The following is a 21,898-nucleotide window of genomic DNA, read 5'->3' as shown; positions in this document are numbered from 1 at the left end:
GGATCATCGACACGCCGGAGGTTCAAGCCAGGGCGGAAATTCTACGCCATCCCGCCCACCGCGCCCTGACATGGATCAAGCTAGAAACCGCCCGGCAGCCCCGCCAGTCCGACCAGCGCTCCGCCCAGCAGCAGCCACAGCGGATGCAGGCGCGTGCGCCAACCCAGCAAGGCCACAGCCGCCGCGATCGCGCCCAGCAGCCAGCCATCGACCGAGGCTTCGGTGATCAAGGCCGCGCTGGCCGCCAGCAGGCCCACCGTGACCGGGAAGATGCCTGCCTGCGCGACCGCGCGCCACGGCTTGTCCTTGAAGCGATCCCACAGGCGCATCACCACGATGACCACCAGCGAAGACGGCACGAACTTGGCGAAGCTGCTGACCAGCATGCCGGGCAGCCCGGCGATATGCCAACCGATCATCGGCACGATCATCAGGTTCGGTCCCGGCGCGGCCTGCGCCAGGGCGAACAGCGCCGTGAAGTTTTCCGCCGTCATCCAGTGATGCACGTCGACGACCTGGCGCTGCATCTCCGGCAGGATGGTATTGCCGCCGCCGAAAGCGATCAGCGACAACTGCGTGAAAAGAACGGCCAGCTGGATCAGGACGGTGGTCATCGGCGCATCCTCCAGGTGATCAGGATGCTGAGCGGCGTGATCACCAGCATGGTGGGCAGCAGCGGCATGCGCATGACCGCGATGGCAATGAAGCACAGCACGGCGACCACCAGCCCCCAGCGGTTCTTCAGCAGAGGCGCGCCCATCTTCAAGGTGAGCGAAATCAGCAGGCCCGCCGCCGCGGCCGCCAGGCCGGCGAACAGGTGCTTGACGTGCGGGTCGTTCTGGAAATGGTCGTACACCGCGCCCAGCATCATAACGACGATCGTGGGCACGAGCACGAAGCCCAGCATCGCGCTGATGGCGCCTGGCACGCCCCGAAACCGCATGCCCAAGGCCACGGACAGGTTGATGATGTTGCCGCCGGGCATGAACTGGCACAGGCCCAGCAGCGTGGTGAACTCCTCGCTGGAGATCCAGCGGTGCTTTTCCACCGTCATGCGGCGCGCCAGCGGCAAGGCGCCGCCGAACGCCGTCAACCCCAACCAGAAAAAGCCCATGAACAATTGCCACACGGTGGGCGGATCGGCGAGCGGCGGCTCGATCACGGGCGCTGCGGAGTTCGCTGCGGGCTTCATGCCGGGGAATCCAATGAGAAGGTTGCGGGGTTCGGGTTACTTTGGGGCGACTGTCTTATATATTATATAAGAGTTGGGTGGCCCGAGGAACTCCGAAGAACGACAACGGGCCCTGGACGGCCGCCGCTGGATCATCCAGTCGGCGGCCGTGCAGGGCCCGGCCTTGCTGCCTGAGCGCGTAAGCAGCGCGGATTCAGGGCAGGTCGTTCTCGCTATCCACGTACACCAGGCCGGCTTCGCGCAGCTTATCGCGCATGCCGTAGATGTCCAGCCCCAGCTCGCCGGCGGCCAGGCGCTTGCGGTTCAAGGCTTCCTTCTGCAGGCGCGCGTCGCAAGCCTGCGCGACTTCCGCCGCGCGGCGCCGCGGCACGATCACGATACCGTCATCATCGGCCACCACCACGTCGCCGGCCGATACCATGGCGCCGCCGCACACCACCGGCAGGTTGACCGAGCCGGGCGTGGCCTTGATGGTGCCCTTGGCGGAAATCGCCTTGGACCAGACCGGAAAGCGCATGTCCTTCAACGCCTGCACGTCGCGGCAGCCGGCATCGATCACCAGGCCGACGACGCCGCGCGCCTGCATGGACGTGGCGAGCAATTCGCCGAACATGCCGTCGGTATTCGGCGCGCTGCAGGCCACGACCATGACGTCGCCCGGCTGGCACAGCTCGATGGCCACGTGCAGCATCCAGTTGTCGCCAGGATGGGCCAGCACCGTCACCGCGCTGCCGCCGATCGCCACGCCCGTCTGGATGGGACGCATGTAAGGCTGCAGCAGCCCGCTGCGGCCCTGCGCCTCATGAACCGTCGCGGTCCCCGCCGCCGCCAACTGCTTGATGAGCGCGCCATCGGCGCGCTGGATATTCCGTACCGCGTAAGTCATTCGATTCTCCATAACGCCACACGCCCCCGCCCCCCCGAGAAACCAACGCCGCCCGCCCGTGCGACCCAGGACGCAGCGGATCCGGCTCCGCCGGTCCGCCAGCGTCGCCCCCTTGAGGGGGAAGCGCGCCAGCGCTTCGGGGGTGGGCCTTCCACCGCAGCGGATCCGGCTCCGCCGGTCCGCAGGCGTCGCCCCCTTGAGGGGGAAGCGCGCCAGCGCTTCGGGGGTGGGCCTTCTAGTCTGCCTTGATATTGCCGGCCTTGATCACGCGGGACCACTTCACCGTCTCGTCCTGCACGAACTTGCCGAAGTCGGCCGCGCTGCCCGGCGTGGTGACCGCGCCCAGTTCCGACAGCCGCGACTGCACGGCGCTATCGGCCAGGGCTTTCTGCAGTGCGTCGTTCAACGTCGCGACCACGTCGGCGGGCGTGCCCTTGGGCGCGCACAGTCCCCACCATACGGACGCGGCCGCGTTCGGCAGGCCCAGGGACGAGATCGTCGGCACCCCCGGCAGCAGCGCGGACGGCTTGCTGTCCAGCACGGCCAGGGTCGTCATCTTGCCGGCCCTGATGTGCGGAATGGCTTCGACCGGATTGATGGCCATGAAGTCGATCCGGCCGCCCAGCATGTCGGTGATGGCCGGCGCGCCGCCCTTGTAGGGCACGTGCAGCGCGTTGAACTTGCCTTCGTCCTTCAGCAGTTCGCTGGCCAGGTGGCCCGAGCTGCCGTTGCCGGCGGTCGCGAACGTCAGCTTGTCCGGATTGGCCTTGCCGTAGGCGATCATGTCCTGCAGCGTCTTGAACTGCGACGAGGCCGGCACCACCACCACCAGCGGCGCGTAGCCGATCGCGCCGACGGGAATCAGATCCTTGGCCGGGTCGAAGTTCAGGTTGGAGAACAGCGACGCATTGCTGGCCAGCGAATTGGACGCCGTCAGCAAGGTGTAGCCGTCGGCCGGCGATCGCGCCACGATGTCCATGCCGATATTGGTGGCGCCGCCGGGGCGGTTATCGATAATGATGCTTTGCTTGAGCGTTTCACCCATCTTCTGGGCGACCAGCCGGGTCACGATGTCGACCGCGCCGCCGGGCGCATAAGGCACGACGATCTTGATGGGCTTCGACGGGAAATCGGCGGCGTGCCCGATCCCCGGCATCACGGCGGTGGCCATGGCGGTCGCCAGGCCAAAGCCGCGGACAAACTTGGTAAGCGCGCTGCGGGCTCGCATTCAGGTCTCCTGAGAATTGCGTATAAATACCTTCTGTTGCAAACGTTATAATGGTTTACCCTTAGCGATAGCGTCCAATACTTTTTCCCATCAACATTTATACGTTTTTCAGATAACCATGGATTTTCGCCAGCTTCGCTATTTCGTGGCGGTGGCAGAGGAACTGAGCTTCAGCGCCGCGGCGCGGCGCCTGCACGTCAGCCAGCCGCCCCTGAGCATGCAGGTGAAATCCCTGGAAGACGAACTGGGCGCCACCCTGCTGCACCGGACCAAGCGGCGCGTGGAGCTGACCGAGGCCGGCACGCTGTTCCTGGAACAGGCGCGGCGGGCGTTGCAGCACCTGGAACGCGCCGGCGACGTCGTGCGGCAGGCGCTGCAGGGCGAAGCCGGCGAGATCCGCATCGCCTTCACCGCCTCCGTGCCCATGTTCGAGGCCTTTCCGCGCATCGTGCAGGAATTCCGCAGCCGGCATCCGGGCGCCCGGGCCGACCTGCTGCACATGTCCACCGGCCAACAGTTGCAGGCCCTGGCCGACCGCAGCATCGACGTCGGCTTCCTGCGCCCGTCCATCCTGTTCTGCCCGCCCCCCGACATCCGGGTCCTGACACTGTGGAGCGACCGCCTGATGGCCGCCCTGCCCGCGGGACACAAGCTGGCGCGCGGCGATGGCCCCCTGCCCATGGCGGCCTTGTCGGGCGAGTCCTTCATCCTGTTCCCGCGCGGCTTGGGCTGCGGGCTGTTCGAGCACGTGGGCGTGCTGGCCAGCCGTGCCGGCTTCGCGCTGCAGATCGGCCAGGAAGCCCGGGAAGGCGCCACCATCGTGGGCCTGGTCGCGGCGGGCATGGGCGTGTCCGTGCTGCCGGAGACCTATGCCAAGACCGGTATTCCCGGGGTGGTCTACCGGCCGCTGGATACGCCGGATGCCAGCAGCCAGATCCTGCTCGCCCATCGCGTCGGCGACGAGACGCCGCTGCTGGCGCGGTTCTTCGACACCGCCACCGCCAGCCGCTGACGCGCCGCCAGCCTGGGCCTAGGCCTGCTTGGGCGTGGCGAAGATCGTGATCGTGAACTCGGTCAGGCTGTAGCCCATATCGTCGGCAATCTGCCGGAGGCGGCGTTCGATCTCCGGATCGACGAACTCTTCCACGTCGCCGGTCGACGTGCTGACCAGATGGCCGTGATGGCGGTCGCCATCGTTCAGCTCGAACACCGCCTTGTTGCCGCCCAGCTGGCTGCGTTTCAGCAGCCCCGCCTGCTCGAACTGCGTCAGCACGCGATAGACGGTCGCCAGCCCCATTTCCACGCCTTCGTTCATCAGATGCCGATAGACGTCTTCGGCGCTCAGATGCCGCTGTTCGCTGTTGCGAAAGAGATCCAGTATTTTCAGGCGGGGAAATGTGACTTTCAGCCCGATGCCCTTGAGATCGACGGAATCCGTCATGTCTGTCCTCCACCTGCAAGAATGGCGCACGGGCCTGCCAACAATGGCATCATGCGCATGGCGCATCGTCGTACGGGCGGTGCGCGCTATCGCGGGAATCCCCAACAATGAGCAATTCCAACCTGCATTACCGGACTTTCATCTTCCTGCTGATCGCTGTGTCGATCGCTTTCGGCTGGATACTCTGGCCATTCTACGGCGCCGTGTTCTGGGGCACCATCCTGGCCATCATCTTCGCCCCCCTGCACCGCCGCCTGCTGGCGCGCATGGGCAAGCGCCGCAACACGGCGGCGCTGATCACCTTGATGCTGTGCGTGCTGATCGCCATTCTGCCAGTGATCCTGATCACCGGCTCGCTGGTGCAGGAAGGTACGGCGCTGTACCAACAGATAAAGTCGGGCGACCTGAATTTCGGCCTGTACTTCGAGCGCGTGATAAACGCCATGCCGCCGTCCGTGCACGCTCTGCTGGACCGGTTCGACCTGTCGGACATACGCAGCCTGCAGCAGAAGCTCAGCGCCGCGACCGTGCAGGGCAGCCAGTTCCTGGCCACGCAGGCGTTCAGCATCGGCCAGGACACGTTCCAGTTCGTGGTCAGTTTCGGCGTCATGCTGTACCTGCTGTTTTTCCTGTTGCGCGACGGCGCGGCGCTGTCGCGCGCCATCAACCGCGCGGTTCCGCTCAGCGAGGCCTACAAGAAGCACCTGACGCGCAAATTCACCACCGTCATCCGGGCGACGATCAAGGGGAACGTGGCGGTGGCGGCGACGCAGGGCCTGCTGGGCGGCCTGGCGTTCTGGGTGCTGGGCATCCAGGGCTCGCTGCTGTGGGGGGTGTTGATGGCCTTCCTGTCCCTGCTGCCGGCGGTGGGCGCGGCCCTGATCTGGGTGCCGGTGGCCGTGTACTTCCTGGTGACCGGGGCCATCTGGCAAGGCGTGGGCCTGATCGCCTTCTGCGTGCTGGTGATCGGCACGGTCGACAACATCATGCGCCCCATCCTGGTCGGCAAGGACACCAAGCTTCCCGATTGGGTGATCCTGATTTCGACGCTGGGCGGGATGGCCCTGTTCGGCCTGAACGGGTTCGTGATCGGGCCGCTGATCGCGGCGCTGTTCGTGGCGGTGTGGGACCTGTTCGCGCTGGAAGGCGAAGCGCCCGCCGAGGATTGACCGCCGAGGTTTGATCACCAGGGTTTGATCGCCAGGGTTTGATCACCTCCCCCGGCTTCCCCCGCCCTACCAGGGGAAGTCGATCAGGTCCCCGTACAGGCGCCGCAGCGTGCCCTTGACCTCCGGGGACTGCTGGTAGACCTCGATGAATTTCAGCAGGCGCGCGTCCTGGGCGTGTTCGGGCAGCGCGACCCAGCGTATCGCGTAGCGCCGCACATTGTCGGGATCGTTGTTGTCGAAGGCCAGGCCGTCCTTTTCGTCCAGCCCGCCATGCTTGGCGAAGGTCGTGTAGGTGGCCGACGCCGTCACGTCATCGAAGGCGCGGGCCGCCTGCGCGCCTTCGATCGCGACGAATTTGAGATCCAGCGGATTGCTTTCCACGTCGAGCAGCGTGGCCCGTTCGGCGGCGCCGGCCTTCAGCTTGATCAGGCCCATGGACTGCAGCAGCAGCAAGGCGCGGCCGGTATTCACCGGGTCGGCCGGCACGCCGATCGACGCGCCATGCGGCATGGGTTCGCCCCGCTTAACTTTCTTGGAAAACAGCCCCATCGTGGTCGAATAACCATAGGCCACGGAAGTCAGGTTCGCGCCGCGGCTGCGGTTGAACAGATCCAGGAAAGGCTGGTGCTGGAAGAAATTGGCCTCGATGGAGCCGTCCGCCACCGCGACGTTCGGCATCACCCAGTCGGCGAACTCCACCAGCCTGGCGTTGACGCCGGCATCGCGCGCCTGCGTGATGGCGATTTCCGTGGCTTCGTTGGCGACGCTGGCGATCACGCCGATGCGCAAAGGCGCCGGCTGGGCCCGGACCCGCGCGACGGGCGCGGCGGCCAGGCCCGCGGCCGCGGCGCCCAGCGCGCGCAGCACACGGCGCCGCGGCGCGCTGAAGGACAGGTGGGATGAACGTGGCGGAAACGATGCCGGCATCGCGTGCTGGCCTCAGGCCGCGCCGTCGTCGGCCGGGCCTTCGCCGACCGGCACGAACTCGCCCGATTTGGAATCGCGAACGAACAGCAGGCCGGTGGCCACGCCGAAATAGGCGCCGTGCAGCTGCAGCTCGCCGCGCTGCACGCGCTGGCTGATGTACGGGAAGGTCATCAGGTTCTTCAGGCTGTGCTCCACCACCTTGAGCTCCAGGCGGCGCAGGTCGGCCACGCGGTCGCCGGTCATGTCGACCTTGCGCGCGGTGGCGTCGATCTGCGACATCCATTTGCCGATGAAGTCGCCCTTGGCCAGCGGCTCGGCATCGTCGTAGTACGAACGGATGCCGCCGCAGGATGCATGGCCCATCACGACGATATGCTTCACGTTCAATCCGTTGACCGCGAATTCGATGGCGGAGCTGGTGCCGTGATAGTGCGAATCCGGTTCGTAGGGCGGGACCAGGTTGGCCACGTTGCGCAGAACGAAGATTTCGCCGGGGCCGGCGTCGAAGATCAGTTCCGGCGCCACGCGCGAATCACAGCAGCCGATGACCATGATCTCGGGACTCTGACCTTCCGCCAATTGTCGATACCGGTTGCGCTCCGCATGGAAACGTCCAGAGAGGAAATCCTGGTATCCGCGGGCAAGCCGCTGGGGGAAGTCGAAAGTCAAGTCCATGGTGGTCGCGCCTGCAGGAAAAACGAAGCCTATTCTAGCGCCCCGCGTGGCGCGGCCTACAATCGAGGGCATGGCTGATTCTCACGCCCCGCCACCGGCCACCGCCGATCTGTTCGGCAGCCCCGACGAAGAAGCGCCCTGGGATGAACCCATCGCGCCGGGCGCCGTGCTGCTGCGGCGCTATGCCTGCTCGCGCGCGGCCGAACTGCTGGCCGCGGTCAAGGCCGTCGCGGCGGACGCGCCCTTCCGGCACCTGATTACGCCCGGCGGGCAGCGGATGTCGGTGGCGATGACCAACTGCGGCGACCAGGGCTGGATTTCGGATCGCCGTGGCTACCGGTATGGCGCGGAAGATCCGCTCAGCGGCAAGCCCTGGCCCGCCATGCCGGATAGCCTGGCGCGCCTGGCGCGCGAGGCCGCGGCGCACGCCGGCTATGCGGATTTCGCGCCGCAAGCCTGCCTGATCAACCTGTATCGCCCCGGGGCCCGCCTGACCCTGCACCAGGATCGCGACGAACTGGACCTGAGCGCGCCCATCGTGTCGATATCCCTGGGCTTGCCGGCCACCTTTCTTTTCGGCGGCCTGCAGCGCGCCGACCGCCCGCGGCGTTTCCCGCTGGTGCACGGCGACGTGGCCGTATGGGGCGGTCCGTCGCGCCTGGCCTTCCACGGCATCGCGCCACTGCGCGACGGCGTGCATCCCGCGACGGGCGCCAGCCGCGTCAACCTGACCTTCCGCAAGACGCGCTGAAGCGCCGCCGTCATCCGCGCGGATGATGCTGCGCGTGCAGCGTTTTCAGGCGCTCGCGCGCGACGTGGGTATAGATCTGCGTGGTGGAGATGTCCGCGTGGCCCAGCAGCATCTGGACGACGCGCAGGTCGGCGCCGTGATTGACCAGGTGCGTGGCGAAGGCGTGGCGCAGGACGTGGGGCGAGATCGGCGCGCGGATGTCGGCGTCGCGGGCATAGCGGCCGACCATCAGCCAGAAGGTCTGGCGGTGCATGGCGTCGCCGCGCACGGTCACGAACAGCGCATCGCACATGCGGCCCGCCAGCAGGAGCGGCCGCGCATGCTTGACGTAGCGGTCCACCCAATGCGCGGCTTCCGCGCCCAGCGGCACCAGGCGGTCCTTGCCGCCCTTGCCGCCCACCACCCGCACGACGCCCTGGTTCAGGTCGACGTCCAGCGCCGCCAGCCCCATCAGTTCGGAAACCCGCAGGCCGGTGGCGTACAGGGTCTCCAGCATGGCCCTGTCGCGCAAGCCCAGTCCGGTATCCACGCGGGGCGCGCGCAACAAGGCTTCGACCTGGGCTTCCGACAGGGTCTTGGGCGTACGCAGCGGCTGGCGCGCCGAACGGACGGCCAGGCAGGGATCCTGCGCGATGCGCCGTTCGCGCAGCGCCCACTGGAAGTAACGCCGCAGCGCCGACAGCCGGCGGTTGGCCGTCGTCGGGCGCGTATCGGTGTGGACGGAGGCGAACCAGGCTTCGATATCGCCGGTATGGGCCGCCGAAATGCGCCGGCCTTCGTGCTCATCCAGCCAGACGTCGAACGCGGCCAGATCGTTGCGATAGGCATTCAGGGTGTTGCGCGACAGGCCGTCCTCCAGCCACAGGGCATCGAGGAATTCGGCGACGCTGGGATCGATATCCTGGCGGCTCTGCAACGACGGCGCCTCGGCGGAGCGCGGCAGCGCGGCGGGCTTGGCGGGCTTGGCCTGCCTGGCTGGATCGCCCTGGCTGGCCCGCCTGGCCTGCGTGGCCTGCGTGGCCTGCCTGGCCGGATCGGCCGGCCTGGTCGCCACGGCGATCAGCCTCCGGACGCCCGCGCCGGCGCGGATGCCGCCGGGCCCGGCGTGTCGCCCGCCAGCGACGCGGCCGCGGCCTGCTGCCGCGCCACCCAGGCGTTGTACCCGCCCGCCAGCGCGCTGGCATTTCGATAGCCCGCCTTGAGCAGCCGATCGGCCAGCACCGCGGCGGAGATTTCCTCCGGGCAGGCGCAATACACGACGATGTGCGCGTCCAGCGGCCACGCCTGCCCTTCCTGGCCGATCGCCGCGTGCGGATCGAAGGCGATGGCCCCGGGCAAGGGATCGTCGCTGGAGGCCCGCACGTCGAGCAGCACCGGCACGCAGCCCTGGGCCTGCATTTCGTCCAGTTCGTCCAAGGTGACGCGGCGCACATGGGCGAAGCGGCGGATGGTGCGCTTGCGGCGCCCCCAGCGGTAGCCCAGGTACAGGGCCAGGACCACGGCGATCGCCATCAAACCATAGCCGCCGTACTCGCCCAGCACGGCGATCACCTGCCCCACCATGTCGTTGAAGACGGCGCCCACGATCAGGGCCGATCCCGCCCAGATGACGGAGCCGACGGCATCGTAGGCGAGGAACCTGCGGAAAGGCAGGCCGGCGTAGCCGGACATCACCGTGGAAAGCGCGCTCGCGCCCGGCAGGAATTTCGCCACGAACAGGATGCGCGGCCCGGTGCGCCAGTACAGCGACTGCGTCTGCCGTATGCAGGAGTCGCGCGAAATCGACACGCGGCATACGGTATTCAGCAGCCCGCTGCCGAAACGCTTGCCGCCGGCGTACCACGCAGCATCGGCGATCAGGCAGGCGACCACGGCCGCCACCAGCGTCAGCTCCCAGGGCAGATTGCCTTGCACGGCCATCGCGCCGGCAACGATCAGCAGCGGATACGCCGGAATGGGCAGCCCGGCCTGCTCAAGCAGGACGTTCAGGAATACCAGCAGCGGGCCGTACTCCAACAGCAGGAACTCGATATCTTTCAAAACCGTTCTCGGGACAGACTCGACAAACTCGGGACACTGGGCATGCCGCCCGCCGCGTGTGACGGGGGCTGCCTGGCGGCGCGTGGAATTCGCGTGGAATTAATGCGGCGCGTCAGCGCCATATCGCATAATGAGGGCGCGCCGGCTATTTTTCAATTCGGCGGAGACCCCTGCATGCGTCGCCCCCCTCTGATTACCCGCATTCTCGCCATTGGCATTCTCCTGCACGTCTACATCGCGCTGCGCCTGATCCCTGAAGCCCCCGTACCCGATCCCGTCCGCTGGCTCGCGGTGCTGTACCTGCTCGCGTCCTGCGTGCTGATTCCGCTGGGCGCCCGCGCCCGCCAGATGGCGCCGGGATGGTCTCGGCAGGCCGCCTGGACGGGCCTGATGGCGATGGGGTTTTTCTCCTCGCTGTTCGTGCTGACACTGCTGCGCGACCTGCTGTTGCTGGCGGTCTGGGCGGTTGGCGCCCTGCGCGGCCTGCCCGCCGATATGGCGTCCTTGCGCGGCACGTCCGCCCTGGTGGTGCCGGCGCTGGCCTTGCTGATCACGCTGGTGGGACTGTTCAATGCCCGGCGCCTGGCGCGTGTCGTCACCGTGGACGTGCCGATTGCCGGGCTGCCCCCGGCCCTGTCGGGCTTCACCATCGCCCAGATCAGCGACGTGCATGTGGGTCCCACCATTCGCCGCCCCTACGTCGAGGCCATCGTCGCGGCCGTCAATGCCCTGGGCGCCGACGTGGTCGCCGTGACCGGGGACGTGGTGGACGGGCCGGTGGACCAGTTGTCGCCCCACACGGCGCCCCTGTCCAACCTGACCGGGCGCTACGGCGCCTACGTGGTGACCGGCAACCATGAGTACTACTCGGGCGCGCGCGAATGGGTGGCGGAGTTCGAACGCCTGGGACTGAACGTGCTGTCCAATCGCCATGTCGTCATCACGCACAACGGCGCGCGCCTGATCCTGGCGGGCGTGACCGACTACTCCGCCGGCCAGTTCGATCCGGCCCAGCGCAGCGATCCGCGCGGCGCCCTGCTGGGCGCGCCGGCCGACGCGACGGTGCGCATCCTGCTCGCCCACCAGCCGCGCACCGCGGAGGCGGCCGAGCCGGCGGGATACACTCTGCAGATTTCCGGGCATACCCACGGCGGCCAGTTCCTGCCCTGGAATTTCTTCGTCCGGCTGCAGCAGCCTTTTACCGCCGGACTGAAAAAAATGGGCCGGCTATGGGTCTATACCAGCCGCGGCACCGGCTACTGGGGGCCGCCCAAGCGGGTGGGCGCGCCGTCGGAGATCACGCGGATCCGGCTGGTGCCAGCGCGCGGCGGCTGACCGCCACACGCGACGGCGCCCGCCGGGGAGCGCTATTCCGCCGGCGTGGTCGGCAGGTGCAGCCGACCGGTGTGGTAGTCGTAGCCGTAGACCTCGCCGTAACGGCCCCACTCGACGGCCACCTTCAGCACCCGCTCGGCCTCGTCGGCCTTCAGGAATTCTTCCAGCATGTCCAGGAACTGCTTGTCCGGCAATTCGCCGGTGGGCTCCTGCTGCAGCGAATGGCAGATATTGGCGGCCAGCGGAATATGCGCCAGCAACTGGCGGCCGAAGATCTCCTGGCGTTCCTGCTGTTCGGCCCCGGCGTAGCGGCGCCCCACCGGCGTCAGGGCGATATCGCCCTGTTCCACCACCGCCAGCCCGAGCAGGCCCAGCGCTTCGTAGGCGGGGAACAATTCCTCGTCGGGCAGGCCGGCTTCCTCGGCCAGCCGCGGCAGGTCGGCCCGGCCATTCAGCGGGGGTTCGGCCAGCAGTTCCAGCACCGCCTCCATGGTGCCGACGTTGGCGTCGGGCAGGCGGTAGGCCTGGTGCACCGGCGCGGGCGGCGCGCCGGTGGACGATGCCGGCAGCGGCTTGGCCGTCATCAGCGAATACACCTGATCGACCAGGTAGCGCACTTCCGGCGAATCGGCGTTGCGGGGACGCGGCAATGTGACGTGGATTTCGTCGCGCACGCGCCCCGGATCGCTGGCGAAAATCAGGATGCGGTCGGCCATCATCACCGCTTCCTCGATGTTGTGCGACACCACCAGGATGCCGCGCGTACCCATGCGGCGCTCTTCCCACAATTCCAGCATGTCGTCGCGCAGGGACTCGCCGGTCAGCACGTCCAGCGCGGAAAAGGCTTCGTCCATCAGCAGCACGTCGGGGTTGGTGGCCAGCGCCCGCGCGATACCCACCCGCTGCCGCATGCCGCCCGACAACTCGCGCGGCAAGGCGCCGCCGAAACCCGCCAGGCCGATCAGTTCCAGCGCCGCCTCGGCGCGCTGTTCGCGCTCTGCGGGCGCCACGCCCTGCGCTTCCAGTCCGAGCGCGACGTTCTGCCGCACGGTCAGCCAGGGGAATAGCGCGAAGGACTGGAACACCATGGCGATGCCCGCGGCGGGTCCGTACAGCGGCTGCCCGCGATAGCGGATGCTGCCGTGGTCGGCCGGGATCAGGCCGGCCATGATGCGCAGCAGCGTCGATTTGCCGGAGCCGGACTTGCCCAGCAGGGCGACGATCTCGCCTTCGCGCAGGTGGAAATCCACGCCTTCCAGCACCGAACGCGCCGCGCCATCCGCGGTGCGGAACATTTTGCTGACGCCGGTCAGATCCAGCAGATTGTTTTCGGTCACCATCGCTATCTGCTCCACTTTTCGGCGAGTAAATACAGCCGGCGCCACAGGAACCGGTTCAAGCCCATGACGAACACGCACATAACGCCTATGCCCAGTGCGATACGGGGAAAGTCGCCGCGCGAGGTCATGTCGGCGATATAGCCGCCCAGCCCGTGGGCCGTCAGCGTGGTCTTGCCCCAGGTGACGACCTCGGCCACGATGCTGGCGTTCCACGAGCCGCCGCTGGCCGTGATGGCGCCGGTGACGAAACTCGGAAACACCGCGGGCAGATAGAAGCGGCGCCATTTCAGCCAGCCTTTCAGTCCCAGGTTGTCCGCCGCATAGCGCAGTTCGCTGGGTATGGTGGTGGCGCCCGCGACCACGTTGAACAAGATATACCACTGGGTGCCGAAGATGATGAGCGGACTCAGCCAGATCTCCGGATTCAGCTGGAACGCCACGATCACGATGACGGCCAGCGGGAACAGCAGGTTGGAGGGAAACGCGGCCAGCAGTTGCGCCAGCGCCTGCACGCGCTGCGACCAGGCGGGGCGCAGGCCTATCATGATGCCCAGCGGCACCCAGATCAGCGACGCCAGGCAGATCAGCACCAGCACCCGCAGCAGCGTGATCAGGCCCAGGCCGAACACGCGCACCACTTCGGTCCATCCGACTTCCGCGTGGACGAAAACCACCAGCCGCCAGACGGCGATCAGGACCAGCGCGGTCAGCACCGCGTCGACGGCGCGCTCGACATAGGCGCTGCGCGTACGGGTGCGCGAACGCACCGAGGTCCCGTCATAACCTCGGCGGAACCAGCCCAGCACGCCCTGCGCCCGGTGGGCCAGCGCTTCGCTGCAGGCCCGCGTCAGGCGGCCCCGGCGCAGCAGATCGAGCACCCACGACTGCTGCGCGGTATTGCTCTGCGTATCCTCGAAGCGGAACTTGTCGGCCCAGGCCAGCAGCGGCCGGAAGAACAATTGGTCGTACAGCAGGATGCCGATCGCCATGGCGATGATGGCGTAGACGATGGCATGCACGTTCTGCGCGTCGATGGCGACCGCGATATAGGACCCGATGCCGGGCAGCTTGATGTCCTGGTTCGATACGGTGATGGCTTCCGACGCCACCACGAAGAACCAGCCGCCCGACATCGACAGCATCATGTTCCACAGCAGCGCGGGCGTGGCATACGGCAGCTCCAGCCGCCAGAATCGCTGCCACCCGCTGAGCCGGAACACGCGCGCGGCTTCGTTCAGTTCCGACGGCACCGTGCGTATCGACTGGTACAGGCTCAGCGCCATGTTCCAGGCCTGCGACGTGAAAATGGCGAAGATGGCGGCGCATTCGACGCCCAGCAGGCTGCCGGGAAACAGCGCGATGAATCCCGTGACCGTGATGGACAGGAAACCCAGGATGGGAATCGACTGCAGGATGTCCACCATCGGCACCAGGATTTTTTCCGCGGTGCGCGACTTGGACGCCACCGCGGCGAACACGAAGCTGAACAGCAGCGACGCGCCCAGCGCCATGAACATGCGCAGCGTGGTCCGCAACAGGTAGTAAGGCAGATACGCGGGATCCAGCGATATGGGCAGCGGCGTGCCCACCGCATACGGCTTGGCCATCTGCGATGCGCCGAAGGCCAGCGCCGCCAGGACGCCCAGGATCAGGGGCAACAAGGCCCAGTCCCACCGGTTGGGACCGCGGCCGTCGGCGGAACGCACCGCCGATTTGGAGACAGAAATCGGGTACATGCCCCGCTCCCGCAAGCAGAAACGACAAAGAAAGCCCCGCGCGGTTCGCGCCGCCGCAAAAGCGTGCGCAAGGTAGCACGAGCGTGCGGGAGCGTCCACCGTCAAAACTTGACGGTTTTCTGAATGCCCGCGCGATGCGCGTGGGCGCGGCGCCGCGTTTTTCGATTACGATCGGCGGCTTCTTCGTCGACGAGCCCGCCGCCCTCCATGGCCACGCCAGAACCTACCGACCCGGCCACCGCCGCAAGACTGCTCGCGCGGCCGGCGTTCACCCGGTTCCTGGTGGCACGCTTCGCGGCGTCGCTGGCCTTCCAGATCGTGTCCGTCGCGGTCGGCTGGCAGATCTATGCGCTGACCGGCAGCGCGCTGGACCTGGGCTTGATCGGGCTGGCGCAGTTCGGTCCCATGCTGGCCCTGACCCTGGTCGTGGGCCACGTCGCCGACCGCTACGACCGCCGCAGGATCGTCGCCATCTGCATGGCGGTGGAAGCGCTGGCGGCCATCGTGCTGGCCGCGGTTTCCCTGAACGGCGCGGCCAATCATGTCATCGTGTACGCCGCCATCATCGCCATCAGCTCGGCGCGCGCCTTCGAGTCGCCCACCCTGCCCGCGCTGCTTCCCGCGGTCGTCCCGCGCTTCCTGATTCCGCGCGCGACGGCGCTGTCGACCTCGTCCAACCAGGTCGCGCAGATTGCCGGCCCCGCGCTCGGCGGCGTCGGCTACGGCCTTGGGGCGGGCTGGGTCTACGCGGCCGCCGCGGCCTGCTATGTCGTCGGGCTGGTCGCCATGCTGGGCATGAAGACCGAAGGACCGCCGGCGCGCAAGGAGCCGACCACCTGGCAGACGCTGTTCGCCGGCTTCACCTTCATCGCCAGCCGCCGCATCCTGTTCGGCACGCTGTCCCTGGACCTGTTCGCGGTGCTGCTGGGGGGCGCCACGGCGCTCCTGCCGGTGTTCGCCAAGGACATCCTGCAGGCCGGACCGTGGGCGCTGGGCGCCTTGCGGGCCGCGCCCGCCATCGGCGCCGCCTGCACGGCCCTGATCCTCAGCCGCAGGAACCTGGACGGCAATATCGGCCTGACCCTGTTCGGCGCCCTGTTCCTGTTCGGCCTGGCCACCATCGTGTTCGGCTACTCGCAGTCCATCCCGGTATCCGTGGCGGCCCTGGTGCTGCTGGGCGCCGCCGACTCGATCAGCGTGGTGGTGCGCACGTCGCTGGTCCAGTTGAACACGCCCAACGAAATGCTGGGACGGGTCAGCGCCATCAATATGCTGTTCATCGGCACGTCCAACCAGCTGGGCGAGTTCCGCGCCGGCGTGATGGCCGAAGTCACCGGCGCGGTGGCGGCCGTCGTGGTGGGCGGTTTCGGCACCATCGCGGTAGCGGGCCTGTGGATGTGGTGGTATCCCGAGCTGCGCAACCTGCGCTCGCTGGACAACGTGCCGCATCCCTGACGGACCGGATGTAGAATCGGGGACGGACGATTGCCCCTTTCCTGGAATGCCATGCCTGACCGCGTATTCGTTTTTCTCGGCGCCCTGAACATGTTCCTGGCCGTGGGCGCGGGCGCGTTCGGCGCGCATGGCTTGCGGCGCATCCTGTCGGCCGACATGCTGCAGGTCTGGCAGACGGCCGTCACTTACCACATGGCCCATGCCCTGGGCCTGCTGGCGATCGCCGCCCTGGCGCCCCGTTTCGCCCACGCGCCGGGGATGTGGAACGCCGCGGGCTGGCTGATGTTCGCCGGGATCGTGATTTTCAGCGGCAGCCTGTATCTGCTGGCCGGCACGGGCATCCGCTGGCTGGGCGCGATCACGCCGCTGGGCGGCACGGCATTCCTGGCGGCCTGGGCGCTGGTGGCCTGGCAGGCGCTGCGCGCCACCTCGGGAAGTTGAGCGCCACGCCGACCGCCGGGATGCCGCCATCGGCCGGCATGCCGCCGTCCGCCGGGATCCTCTGCATCCTGGTGGGCATGCTGAGCCTGACCATCAGCGACGCCATCGCCAAATGGCTGGGGGGCATGTATTCGCCGCCCCAGATCCTGTTCCTGCGCGCGGCCATCGCCCTGCCCTTCGTCGCCGCGGTGGTGCTGGCCCTGGGCGGCAGGCAGGCGCTGCGCACCCGCCATCCCGGCATCCATCTGCTGCGCGGCGCGATCAATGTGGTGTCAGCCTGCGCGTTCTACGGCAGCCTGCGCTACCTGCCCTTCGCGGAAGCAACCGCCATCTCGTACGCGGCGCCGCTGTGCGTGACCGTGCTGTCCGTGATCGTGCTGAAGGAGCGCGTGGACGCCATGCGCTGGGGCGTGATCGTGCTGGGCTTCGCGGGGGTGCTGTTGATCGTGCGGCCGGGCGCGTCGAGCTTCCAGGCGGCGGCTCTGCTGCCGCTGGTCACGGCGGTCCTGTACGCCGCCATGATGATCACGGCGCGGGCCATCGGACCGGGCGAAAGTTTCCTGACCATGGCCTTCTACATCGTGGTGGCGCAGCTGGTATGCAGCGCGGCCGTCCTGCCCTGGTTCTGGCGCTCGCCGGATCCCACGCATTGGCCTTTCTTCGCCGGCGTCGCGCTGTTCAGCACCGCCGGCCTGTCCCTGATCACGCAGGCGTTCCGCATCGCGCCGGCGTCGGTGGTCGCGCCCTTCGATTACACCGGCCTGATCTGGGCCACGCTGCTGGGCTGGATCTTCTGGCGCGAAACGCCGGATCTCATGACGTCGGTGGGCGCGGTGATCATCGTGGCCGCGGGCCTGAGCATCATCCTGCGGGAATCGATGCGGGCGGACCGGAAGCCGCGCTAGCCGCCGCGGCGCCGGCGGCACGGGGTTACCGGGCCTTGGTCGCGGACGCCGGCGCCTGCGCCGGCCGCGCGCCGAGCACCACGTAAAGACGCCATGACAGCGCCAGGCCCAGCACCAGGAACGTGCCGATCAGGCCCGCCACGCCTTTCCACCCCGCCCATTCCCAGCAGGTTCCGCCGACCGAGCCCAACACGCTGGAACCCAGGTAGTAGGCCAGCAGATACAGCGACGCCGCCTGCGCCTTGTAGCCGCGCGCCAGCTGGCCCACCCAGCCGCTGGCCACCGCGTGCGCGGCGAAGAACCCGAACGTCGCCAGGATCACCCCCGCCACCACCACCGCCAGCGCGGACGACAAGGTCAGCAGGATGCCCAGCAGCATCGTGCCCACGCCCAGGCACAGCATGGCCCCGCGCCCGTGGCGGTCGGCCAGCCGGCCGAACAGGGCCGATGCGAATATCCCCACTACATAGACCGCGAAGATCGCGCTGATGGCCGCCTGGCTCAGCGAAAAAGGCGGCGCCAGCAGGCGAAAGCCCGCGTAGTTGTAGATCGTGACGAAGCCGCCCATCAACAGGAAGGCCAAGGCGAACAGGGACAGCAGATTGACGTCGACCAGATGGGTCATGATGCCGTCGCGCGCCGCCCCCCAGCCGCCGCCCCGCTGCGGCGTGAAATGCCGCGACGCCGGCAGGCTCATCACGAACAGCACCGCCGAGCCTATGCCCAGCACGCCCACCGCCATCATGGCGATGCGCCAGTCGAAATAGTCGGCCAGCAGGCCGGTCATCACCCGCCCCGCCATGCCGCCGAAGGCGCTGCCGCCGATGTACAGCCCCATGGCGAACCCCAGGTCCGATGGCGCGACCTCTTCGGCCAGGTAGGCCATGGCGACGGCCGGCACGCCGCCCAGGACCAGCCCCTGCAGGGCCCGCACGGTCAGCAGCGCATGCCAGGTCGGCGTCAGGGCCACCGCCAGGGTCAGGATGCCGGACGCGAACAGCGACACGGCCATGACGCCCTTGCGCGGCAGGCGGCTGGACCAGAACCCGACGATGAAGATCGCCACCGCCAGCAGCCCGGTGGTGAGCGACAGCGACAGGCTGCTCTGGGTGGGAGTAATGCCGAAGTGGTCGGCGAACAGCGGCAGCAACGGCTGCACGCAGTACATCAATGAAAAGGTGGAAAAGCCGGCGGCGAACAGCGCCCAGTTGGTGTTGCGGTAACCCGGCGTGCCGCGCGTATGGCGCGGCGGCGCATCCGCGCCATGCGGCACGTCGCGCTTGATCGATGGCGAAGTCATGGGGGAGCGGCTTGCGTAGCGTGGCGACCGGCCCGAAGACATCTCCGGACGAAAAAGACGGCGCGACGCAGGCATTACAGTAGGCCGAAACCAGGCCTCTGTCCAATTGCCGCCGTTGAAAGCAAGGCCCGGCGGCTGCCGCCGATCAATCCCCGGCGCCGGAGAAATGCCGGTGCAGCACGTCGCGGACGCGGGCATGCCCCGCCGCCTGGTCCGCCGCCGCGGCCAGGCGCGGACAATGCTCGTCGAACCATGCGCGCCGGGGACGCCAGTGCGTCATGACGGCCACATAAAGGTCCAGCGCGGTCAACTGCTCGCCCAGCACGTGTGGTTCGCCGACCTGTTCCTCGATGGAGCGCCAGAGCAATTCCCGGCGGTCGTCGGTGGCCGCGCGCAGCTTTTGCGCCGCTTCGCCTTCGCCGGTCCAGCGCGCCGGATCGTCGCCATAGGTGAAGGTCGGATACACCGCGGCCCCCAGCCGCACCAGCATTTCGAAGAACCGCGCGCGCGGCAGGCCCCCCGCCGCCGGCACCAGGTTGGCATGCGGCGCGGCTTCGTTCAGATGCAGGATCATGGCGGCGCTTTCGGTCATCACCGCGCCGCCAGGCAGGATCAGCACGGGCACCTGCCCCAGCGGATTGAGTCCCAGCAGGCGGTCGCGGCCCGGTCCGGGCTTGAGATAAGGAATGTCGGTGATGCGAGCGTCCAGGCCCGACAGGCGCAATGCGGCTTCGACGATGGCCGAGCCGCAGCCCCGCGAACCGATCAATTCGTAGTGCGTCATGGCGGCGCTCCCCTGCGAGTTTCCCCCCGCGGTCCGCGTGGCGGCGATGCTGCGGCCAATGTACACCCGCGCCGGGGCGGCGGAGGCATCAGGACGTAACCGGATCGCTGGACACCGGCGCCGGCTCGGCGGCGATCACGGCGCGCAGCACCTCCAGGAAACGATGCGCCATCAGCGGCAAGGGCTGCATGGTGGAGTGGGTGGCCCAGATGCCCACCCTGCCCGCCGGCTCGATAGGCCGCACGGCGACGGAACGGCGCAGTTCCGGGCCGACGCACCAGGCGTCCACCAGGGCGGGACCCAGGCCCTGCTGCACGAACGCGGCCGCCAGGACGGGCGAATGCACTTCCACCGCCGCCGCACGGTCGGGCGCGCCGTCGAAGAACTGCGTCAACACGCGGCCCAGCGGCGCTTCCGAGGGATAGCCGATCCAGTCCACCGACGCGAAATCCCGCGCGCGCACCACCGCGCGGCTGGCCAAGGCATGGCCGGGCGGCAGGATGCACACGACTTCCGCGCTGCCCAGTTCGACCGCCGCCAGGTTGGGATGATCCGGCGGGCGCATGGAAACGGCGATATCCGCATGGCCGCCCAGGAAATAGCCGGCGAGTTCGTCGAAGGTCGCGGTGCGGTAATCGACGCGGACGCGCGCCCGTGCCGCCCGCAGGGCGCGCAGGGCCATGGGCACCATGCGCTGGCCGTAGCTGGCGCTGGACACCACTCGAAGCATGCCGGCGCCGGCCTCGCCCAGGGTAGTCGCGAGTTCGTTGACGCGCTGGATGCCGCCGTACACCTGTTCCACTTCGGCGTACAGGCGCCGCGCCTCCGCGGTGGGGGTCAGGCGGCTGCGCGACCGTTCGAACAGCGGATAGCGCAGGCGGTTTTCCATCAGGGCCAGCACGCGGCTGATGGCCGGCTGCGACACGTGCAGCATGCGGCCGGCGCCGCTGATGGAGCCGGACAGCATGATGGCGCGGAAAACCTCGATCTGGCGCAGGTTCAGCGGCGGTCGGGCGCCGCCGGAGTCGCCGCGCGAACCGGCGTCCGGCGCGCCGTCGTCACGGGATGGCGACACGGGTTGAGCCTCTGGCGGCCCGGCGCGTACGCGCCGTGGGCCGGTATGTAAGGAGTCCTGGATAACTCGCGATTATAGGTTTTCCATATTTTTTGATATGCGGGCGGCGCGGGGCCGGTGGTACCTTCCCCGCTTCGATCCGGACGGCGGCCCCGCCCGCCCCCGGGTCGCACGACAGCAGCCACTCAAACCAAGCAAGGGGAACGGACAATGTCCACCATCCAGCAGTTCCGCCGCTGGGCCGCCGCCACGGCCCTGATCGCCATCGCCGGCAGCGCGTCCGCCGCGGGCGCCAACTGGCCCGACCATCCCGTCACGTTCATCGTGCCGTCGGCCGCCGGCGGTTCGCCGGACGTGCTGTCGCGACTGGTCACCGCACAGGTGGCCAAGCAGACCGGCGGGACCCTGGTCATCGAAAACCGCCCCGGGGCGGCCGGCAATATCGGCATCAACCTGGTCAAGCGCGCCGCGCCGGACGGCTACACCATCGGCTACGGCAACATCAACACGCTGGCGGTAAACCGCTCGCTGTTCAAGAAGCTGCCGTACGACGTGGACAAGGACCTGGTGCCTGTCGTACACATGATGGACCTGTACAACGTGCTGGTCGTGCCGGCCGATTCGCCCGCCCATAGCGTGCAGGAGCTGATCGACCTGGCCCGCAAGAACCCCGGCAAGCTGTCCTACGGCGCGCCCGGCGTGGGCACGACGGGCCACATGGGTGGCGAGCTGTTCAAGAGCATGGCGAAGATCGACGTGATGTTCATTCCCTACAACGGCGGTCCGGCCGCCATCCAGGACCTGCTGGGCGGCCGCATCGACTATCTGTTCGCCAACTCTTCCGAAGCCGTGCCGCTGGTCAAGAGCGGCAAGGTGCGCGCCCTGGGCGTCAGCAGCCTGAAGCGCCTGGACCTGCTGCCCGAGATCCCCACGCTGGACGAGGCCGGCCTGAAGGGCTATGAAACCGTGGCCTGGGGCGGCGTGGTCGCGCCGCACGGCACGCCGCCGGAGGTGGTCGCCAAGATCAACGCCGACATCAACCAGGCCTTGAAGGCGCCGGAAGTCCGCGAAGGCCTGGCCACCCTGGGCGCCGTGCCGGCCGGCGGCACGCCGGAAGACTTCAAGAAGCTGATCGATAGCGAAACGGCGAAGTGGCAGGAAATCATCGAGACCGCCCACATAGAGAAACTCGACTGAAGGGGGCGAAGCCCCCGAAGC

22 protein-coding genes are annotated in these 21,898 nt (G+C 68.1%); 8 read left to right on the top strand and 14 right to left on the bottom strand.

Going from position 1 to position 21,898, the window contains the following annotated elements; genetic code table 11:
* Positions 1 to 80: 80 nt before the first annotated feature.
* From CAL26_RS12215 to CAL26_RS12200, 4 genes are all read right to left on the bottom strand, one after another.
* On the bottom strand, positions 81 to 614 hold the full coding sequence (locus tag CAL26_RS12215; protein WP_094847197.1) for a chromate transporter: 534 nt from the start codon (positions 612 to 614) through the stop codon (positions 81 to 83).
* Positions 611 to 1,192 (bottom strand): chromate transporter, encoded by a 582-nt coding sequence (locus CAL26_RS12210; protein ID WP_094847196.1) that lies wholly within the window; start codon positions 1,190 to 1,192, stop codon positions 611 to 613. The genes CAL26_RS12215 and CAL26_RS12210 overlap by 4 nt, the downstream gene beginning before the upstream one ends.
* Positions 1,193 to 1,385: 193 nt before the next feature.
* Positions 1,386 to 2,078, bottom strand: coding sequence for a 4-carboxy-4-hydroxy-2-oxoadipate aldolase/oxaloacetate decarboxylase (locus CAL26_RS12205; RefSeq protein ID WP_094847195.1), 693 nt, complete (start codon positions 2,076 to 2,078; stop codon positions 1,386 to 1,388).
* Positions 2,079 to 2,313: 235 nt separating this feature from the next.
* Complete coding sequence (locus tag CAL26_RS12200; RefSeq protein WP_094847194.1) at positions 2,314 to 3,306, bottom strand: Bug family tripartite tricarboxylate transporter substrate binding protein; 993 nt, start codon at positions 3,304 to 3,306, stop codon at positions 2,314 to 2,316.
* A gap of 118 nt (positions 3,307 to 3,424) precedes the next feature.
* Here CAL26_RS12200 and CAL26_RS12195 point away from each other — a divergent pair, with 118 nt between their 5' ends.
* Positions 3,425 to 4,318, top strand: a complete 894-nt coding sequence (locus CAL26_RS12195) for a LysR substrate-binding domain-containing protein (RefSeq protein WP_094847193.1) — start codon at positions 3,425 to 3,427, stop codon at positions 4,316 to 4,318.
* 18 nt (positions 4,319 to 4,336) lie between these two features.
* Here CAL26_RS12195 and CAL26_RS12190 read toward each other — a convergent pair whose 3' ends face one another.
* Positions 4,337 to 4,747 (bottom strand): transcriptional repressor, encoded by a 411-nt coding sequence (locus tag CAL26_RS12190; protein WP_086064717.1) that lies wholly within the window; start codon positions 4,745 to 4,747, stop codon positions 4,337 to 4,339.
* A gap of 107 nt (positions 4,748 to 4,854) precedes the next feature.
* Here CAL26_RS12190 and CAL26_RS12185 point away from each other — a divergent pair, with 107 nt between their 5' ends.
* On the top strand, positions 4,855 to 5,916 hold the full coding sequence (locus CAL26_RS12185; protein WP_094847192.1) for an AI-2E family transporter: 1,062 nt from the start codon (positions 4,855 to 4,857) through the stop codon (positions 5,914 to 5,916).
* A 66-nt stretch (positions 5,917 to 5,982) separates the two neighbouring features.
* Here CAL26_RS12185 and CAL26_RS12180 read toward each other — a convergent pair whose 3' ends face one another.
* A complete protein-coding gene (locus CAL26_RS12180) occupies positions 5,983 to 6,843 on the bottom strand; it encodes a MetQ/NlpA family ABC transporter substrate-binding protein (protein ID WP_094847191.1) in 861 nt (286 codons plus the stop codon).
* A gap of 12 nt (positions 6,844 to 6,855) precedes the next feature.
* Positions 6,856 to 7,518, bottom strand: a complete 663-nt coding sequence (locus CAL26_RS12175) for a carbonic anhydrase (RefSeq protein WP_094847190.1) — start codon at positions 7,516 to 7,518, stop codon at positions 6,856 to 6,858.
* A gap of 70 nt (positions 7,519 to 7,588) precedes the next feature.
* Between CAL26_RS12175 and alkB the strand changes: the two genes are divergently transcribed.
* Entirely contained in the window at positions 7,589 to 8,269 is a 681-nt protein-coding gene (gene alkB / locus CAL26_RS12170) for a DNA oxidative demethylase AlkB (protein WP_094847189.1), read from the top strand.
* Between the two features lie 10 nt (positions 8,270 to 8,279).
* Here alkB and xerD read toward each other — a convergent pair whose 3' ends face one another.
* Both xerD and CAL26_RS12160 read right to left on the bottom strand, forming a co-directional pair.
* Positions 8,280 to 9,212 carry a site-specific tyrosine recombinase XerD gene (xerD, locus tag CAL26_RS12165; RefSeq protein ID WP_094849830.1) on the bottom strand — a complete coding sequence of 311 codons (933 nt, stop codon included), beginning with the start codon at positions 9,210 to 9,212 and terminating at the stop codon, positions 8,280 to 8,282.
* Positions 9,213 to 9,328: 116 nt separating this feature from the next.
* Positions 9,329 to 10,309, bottom strand: coding sequence for a VTT domain-containing protein (locus tag CAL26_RS12160; RefSeq protein ID WP_094847188.1), 981 nt, complete (start codon positions 10,307 to 10,309; stop codon positions 9,329 to 9,331).
* A gap of 174 nt (positions 10,310 to 10,483) precedes the next feature.
* Between CAL26_RS12160 and CAL26_RS12155 the strand changes: the two genes are divergently transcribed.
* Positions 10,484 to 11,644, top strand: a complete 1,161-nt coding sequence (locus CAL26_RS12155; RefSeq protein ID WP_094847187.1) for a metallophosphoesterase — start codon at positions 10,484 to 10,486, stop codon at positions 11,642 to 11,644.
* Positions 11,645 to 11,676: 32 nt separating this feature from the next.
* Here the strand turns inward: CAL26_RS12155 and CAL26_RS12150 are convergent, their stop codons facing one another.
* Together CAL26_RS12150 and CAL26_RS12145 are read right to left on the bottom strand one after the other, a co-directional pair.
* Positions 11,677 to 12,984 (bottom strand): ABC transporter ATP-binding protein, encoded by a 1,308-nt coding sequence (locus CAL26_RS12150; protein ID WP_373454474.1) that lies wholly within the window; start codon positions 12,982 to 12,984, stop codon positions 11,677 to 11,679.
* A gap of 2 nt (positions 12,985 to 12,986) precedes the next feature.
* On the bottom strand, positions 12,987 to 14,720 hold the full coding sequence (locus CAL26_RS12145) for an ABC transporter permease (protein ID WP_094847186.1): 1,734 nt from the start codon (positions 14,718 to 14,720) through the stop codon (positions 12,987 to 12,989).
* A 207-nt stretch (positions 14,721 to 14,927) separates the two neighbouring features.
* Between CAL26_RS12145 and CAL26_RS12140 the strand changes: the two genes are divergently transcribed.
* Genes CAL26_RS12140 through CAL26_RS12130 form a run of 3 tightly spaced genes read left to right on the top strand, consistent with a single transcriptional unit; the run spans position 14,928 to position 17,521 of the window.
* Positions 14,928 to 16,175 carry an MFS transporter gene (locus CAL26_RS12140; RefSeq protein ID WP_094847185.1) on the top strand — a complete coding sequence of 416 codons (1,248 nt, stop codon included), beginning with the start codon at positions 14,928 to 14,930 and terminating at the stop codon, positions 16,173 to 16,175.
* Between the two features lie 51 nt (positions 16,176 to 16,226).
* Positions 16,227 to 16,616 carry a DUF423 domain-containing protein gene (locus CAL26_RS12135; protein ID WP_094847184.1) on the top strand — a complete coding sequence of 130 codons (390 nt, stop codon included), beginning with the start codon at positions 16,227 to 16,229 and terminating at the stop codon, positions 16,614 to 16,616.
* Positions 16,617 to 16,636: 20 nt separating this feature from the next.
* Positions 16,637 to 17,521 (top strand): DMT family transporter, encoded by an 885-nt coding sequence (locus tag CAL26_RS12130; protein WP_094847183.1) that lies wholly within the window; start codon positions 16,637 to 16,639, stop codon positions 17,519 to 17,521.
* A gap of 25 nt (positions 17,522 to 17,546) precedes the next feature.
* Here CAL26_RS12130 and CAL26_RS12125 read toward each other — a convergent pair whose 3' ends face one another.
* The 3 genes from CAL26_RS12125 to CAL26_RS12115 all read right to left on the bottom strand — a co-directional run bounded on the left by CAL26_RS12125 (position 17,547) and on the right by CAL26_RS12115 (position 20,680).
* Positions 17,547 to 18,821 carry an MFS transporter gene (locus tag CAL26_RS12125; protein WP_094847182.1) on the bottom strand — a complete coding sequence of 425 codons (1,275 nt, stop codon included), beginning with the start codon at positions 18,819 to 18,821 and terminating at the stop codon, positions 17,547 to 17,549.
* 145 nt (positions 18,822 to 18,966) lie between these two features.
* Positions 18,967 to 19,605 carry a glutathione S-transferase family protein gene (locus CAL26_RS12120; protein ID WP_094847181.1) on the bottom strand — a complete coding sequence of 213 codons (639 nt, stop codon included), beginning with the start codon at positions 19,603 to 19,605 and terminating at the stop codon, positions 18,967 to 18,969.
* Positions 19,606 to 19,693: 88 nt separating this feature from the next.
* Positions 19,694 to 20,680, bottom strand: coding sequence for a LysR family transcriptional regulator (locus CAL26_RS12115; RefSeq protein ID WP_373454473.1), 987 nt, complete (start codon positions 20,678 to 20,680; stop codon positions 19,694 to 19,696).
* Between the two features lie 210 nt (positions 20,681 to 20,890).
* On the opposite strand from CAL26_RS12115, the gene CAL26_RS12110 reads away from it, so the two are divergent.
* A complete protein-coding gene (locus CAL26_RS12110; RefSeq protein WP_094847180.1) occupies positions 20,891 to 21,877 on the top strand; it encodes a Bug family tripartite tricarboxylate transporter substrate binding protein in 987 nt (328 codons plus the stop codon).
* The last annotated feature ends 21 nt before the right edge of the window (positions 21,878 to 21,898 follow it).

Source organism: Bordetella genomosp. 9, assembly GCF_002261425.1.
Taxonomy (GTDB): Bacteria; Pseudomonadota; Gammaproteobacteria; order Burkholderiales; family Burkholderiaceae_B; genus Bordetella_C.
Note: the sequence above shows the minus strand (reverse complement) of the source record. Positions and strands in the feature narration are given on the sequence as shown.

Coding starts and splice junctions, on each gene's coding strand:
- CAL26_RS12135 (WP_094847184.1), top strand. CDS start 16,227: ATGCCTGACCGCGTATTCGTTTTTCTCGGCGCCCTGAACATGTTCCTG.
- CAL26_RS12195 (WP_094847193.1), top strand. CDS start 3,425: ATGGATTTTCGCCAGCTTCGCTATTTCGTGGCGGTGGCAGAGGAACTG.
- CAL26_RS12215 (WP_094847197.1), bottom strand. CDS start 614: ATGACCACCGTCCTGATCCAGCTGGCCGTTCTTTTCACGCAGTTGTCG.
- CAL26_RS12190 (WP_086064717.1), bottom strand. CDS start 4,747: ATGACGGATTCCGTCGATCTCAAGGGCATCGGGCTGAAAGTCACATTT.
- CAL26_RS12175 (WP_094847190.1), bottom strand. CDS start 7,518: ATGGACTTGACTTTCGACTTCCCCCAGCGGCTTGCCCGCGGATACCAG.
- CAL26_RS12125 (WP_094847182.1), bottom strand. CDS start 18,821: ATGACTTCGCCATCGATCAAGCGCGACGTGCCGCATGGCGCGGATGCG.
- alkB (WP_094847189.1), top strand. CDS start 7,589: ATGGCTGATTCTCACGCCCCGCCACCGGCCACCGCCGATCTGTTCGGC.
- CAL26_RS12130 (WP_094847183.1), top strand. CDS start 16,637: ATGCCGCCATCGGCCGGCATGCCGCCGTCCGCCGGGATCCTCTGCATC.
- CAL26_RS12180 (WP_094847191.1), bottom strand. CDS start 6,843: ATGCCGGCATCGTTTCCGCCACGTTCATCCCACCTGTCCTTCAGCGCG.
- CAL26_RS12145 (WP_094847186.1), bottom strand. CDS start 14,720: ATGTACCCGATTTCTGTCTCCAAATCGGCGGTGCGTTCCGCCGACGGC.
- CAL26_RS12185 (WP_094847192.1), top strand. CDS start 4,855: ATGAGCAATTCCAACCTGCATTACCGGACTTTCATCTTCCTGCTGATC.
- CAL26_RS12110 (WP_094847180.1), top strand. CDS start 20,891: ATGTCCACCATCCAGCAGTTCCGCCGCTGGGCCGCCGCCACGGCCCTG.
- CAL26_RS12150 (WP_373454474.1), bottom strand. CDS start 12,984: ATGGTGACCGAAAACAATCTGCTGGATCTGACCGGCGTCAGCAAAATG.
- CAL26_RS12140 (WP_094847185.1), top strand. CDS start 14,928: ATGGCCACGCCAGAACCTACCGACCCGGCCACCGCCGCAAGACTGCTC.
- CAL26_RS12155 (WP_094847187.1), top strand. CDS start 10,484: ATGCGTCGCCCCCCTCTGATTACCCGCATTCTCGCCATTGGCATTCTC.
- CAL26_RS12200 (WP_094847194.1), bottom strand. CDS start 3,306: ATGCGAGCCCGCAGCGCGCTTACCAAGTTTGTCCGCGGCTTTGGCCTG.
- CAL26_RS12120 (WP_094847181.1), bottom strand. CDS start 19,605: ATGACGCACTACGAATTGATCGGTTCGCGGGGCTGCGGCTCGGCCATC.
- CAL26_RS12205 (WP_094847195.1), bottom strand. CDS start 2,078: ATGACTTACGCGGTACGGAATATCCAGCGCGCCGATGGCGCGCTCATC.
- CAL26_RS12210 (WP_094847196.1), bottom strand. CDS start 1,192: ATGAAGCCCGCAGCGAACTCCGCAGCGCCCGTGATCGAGCCGCCGCTC.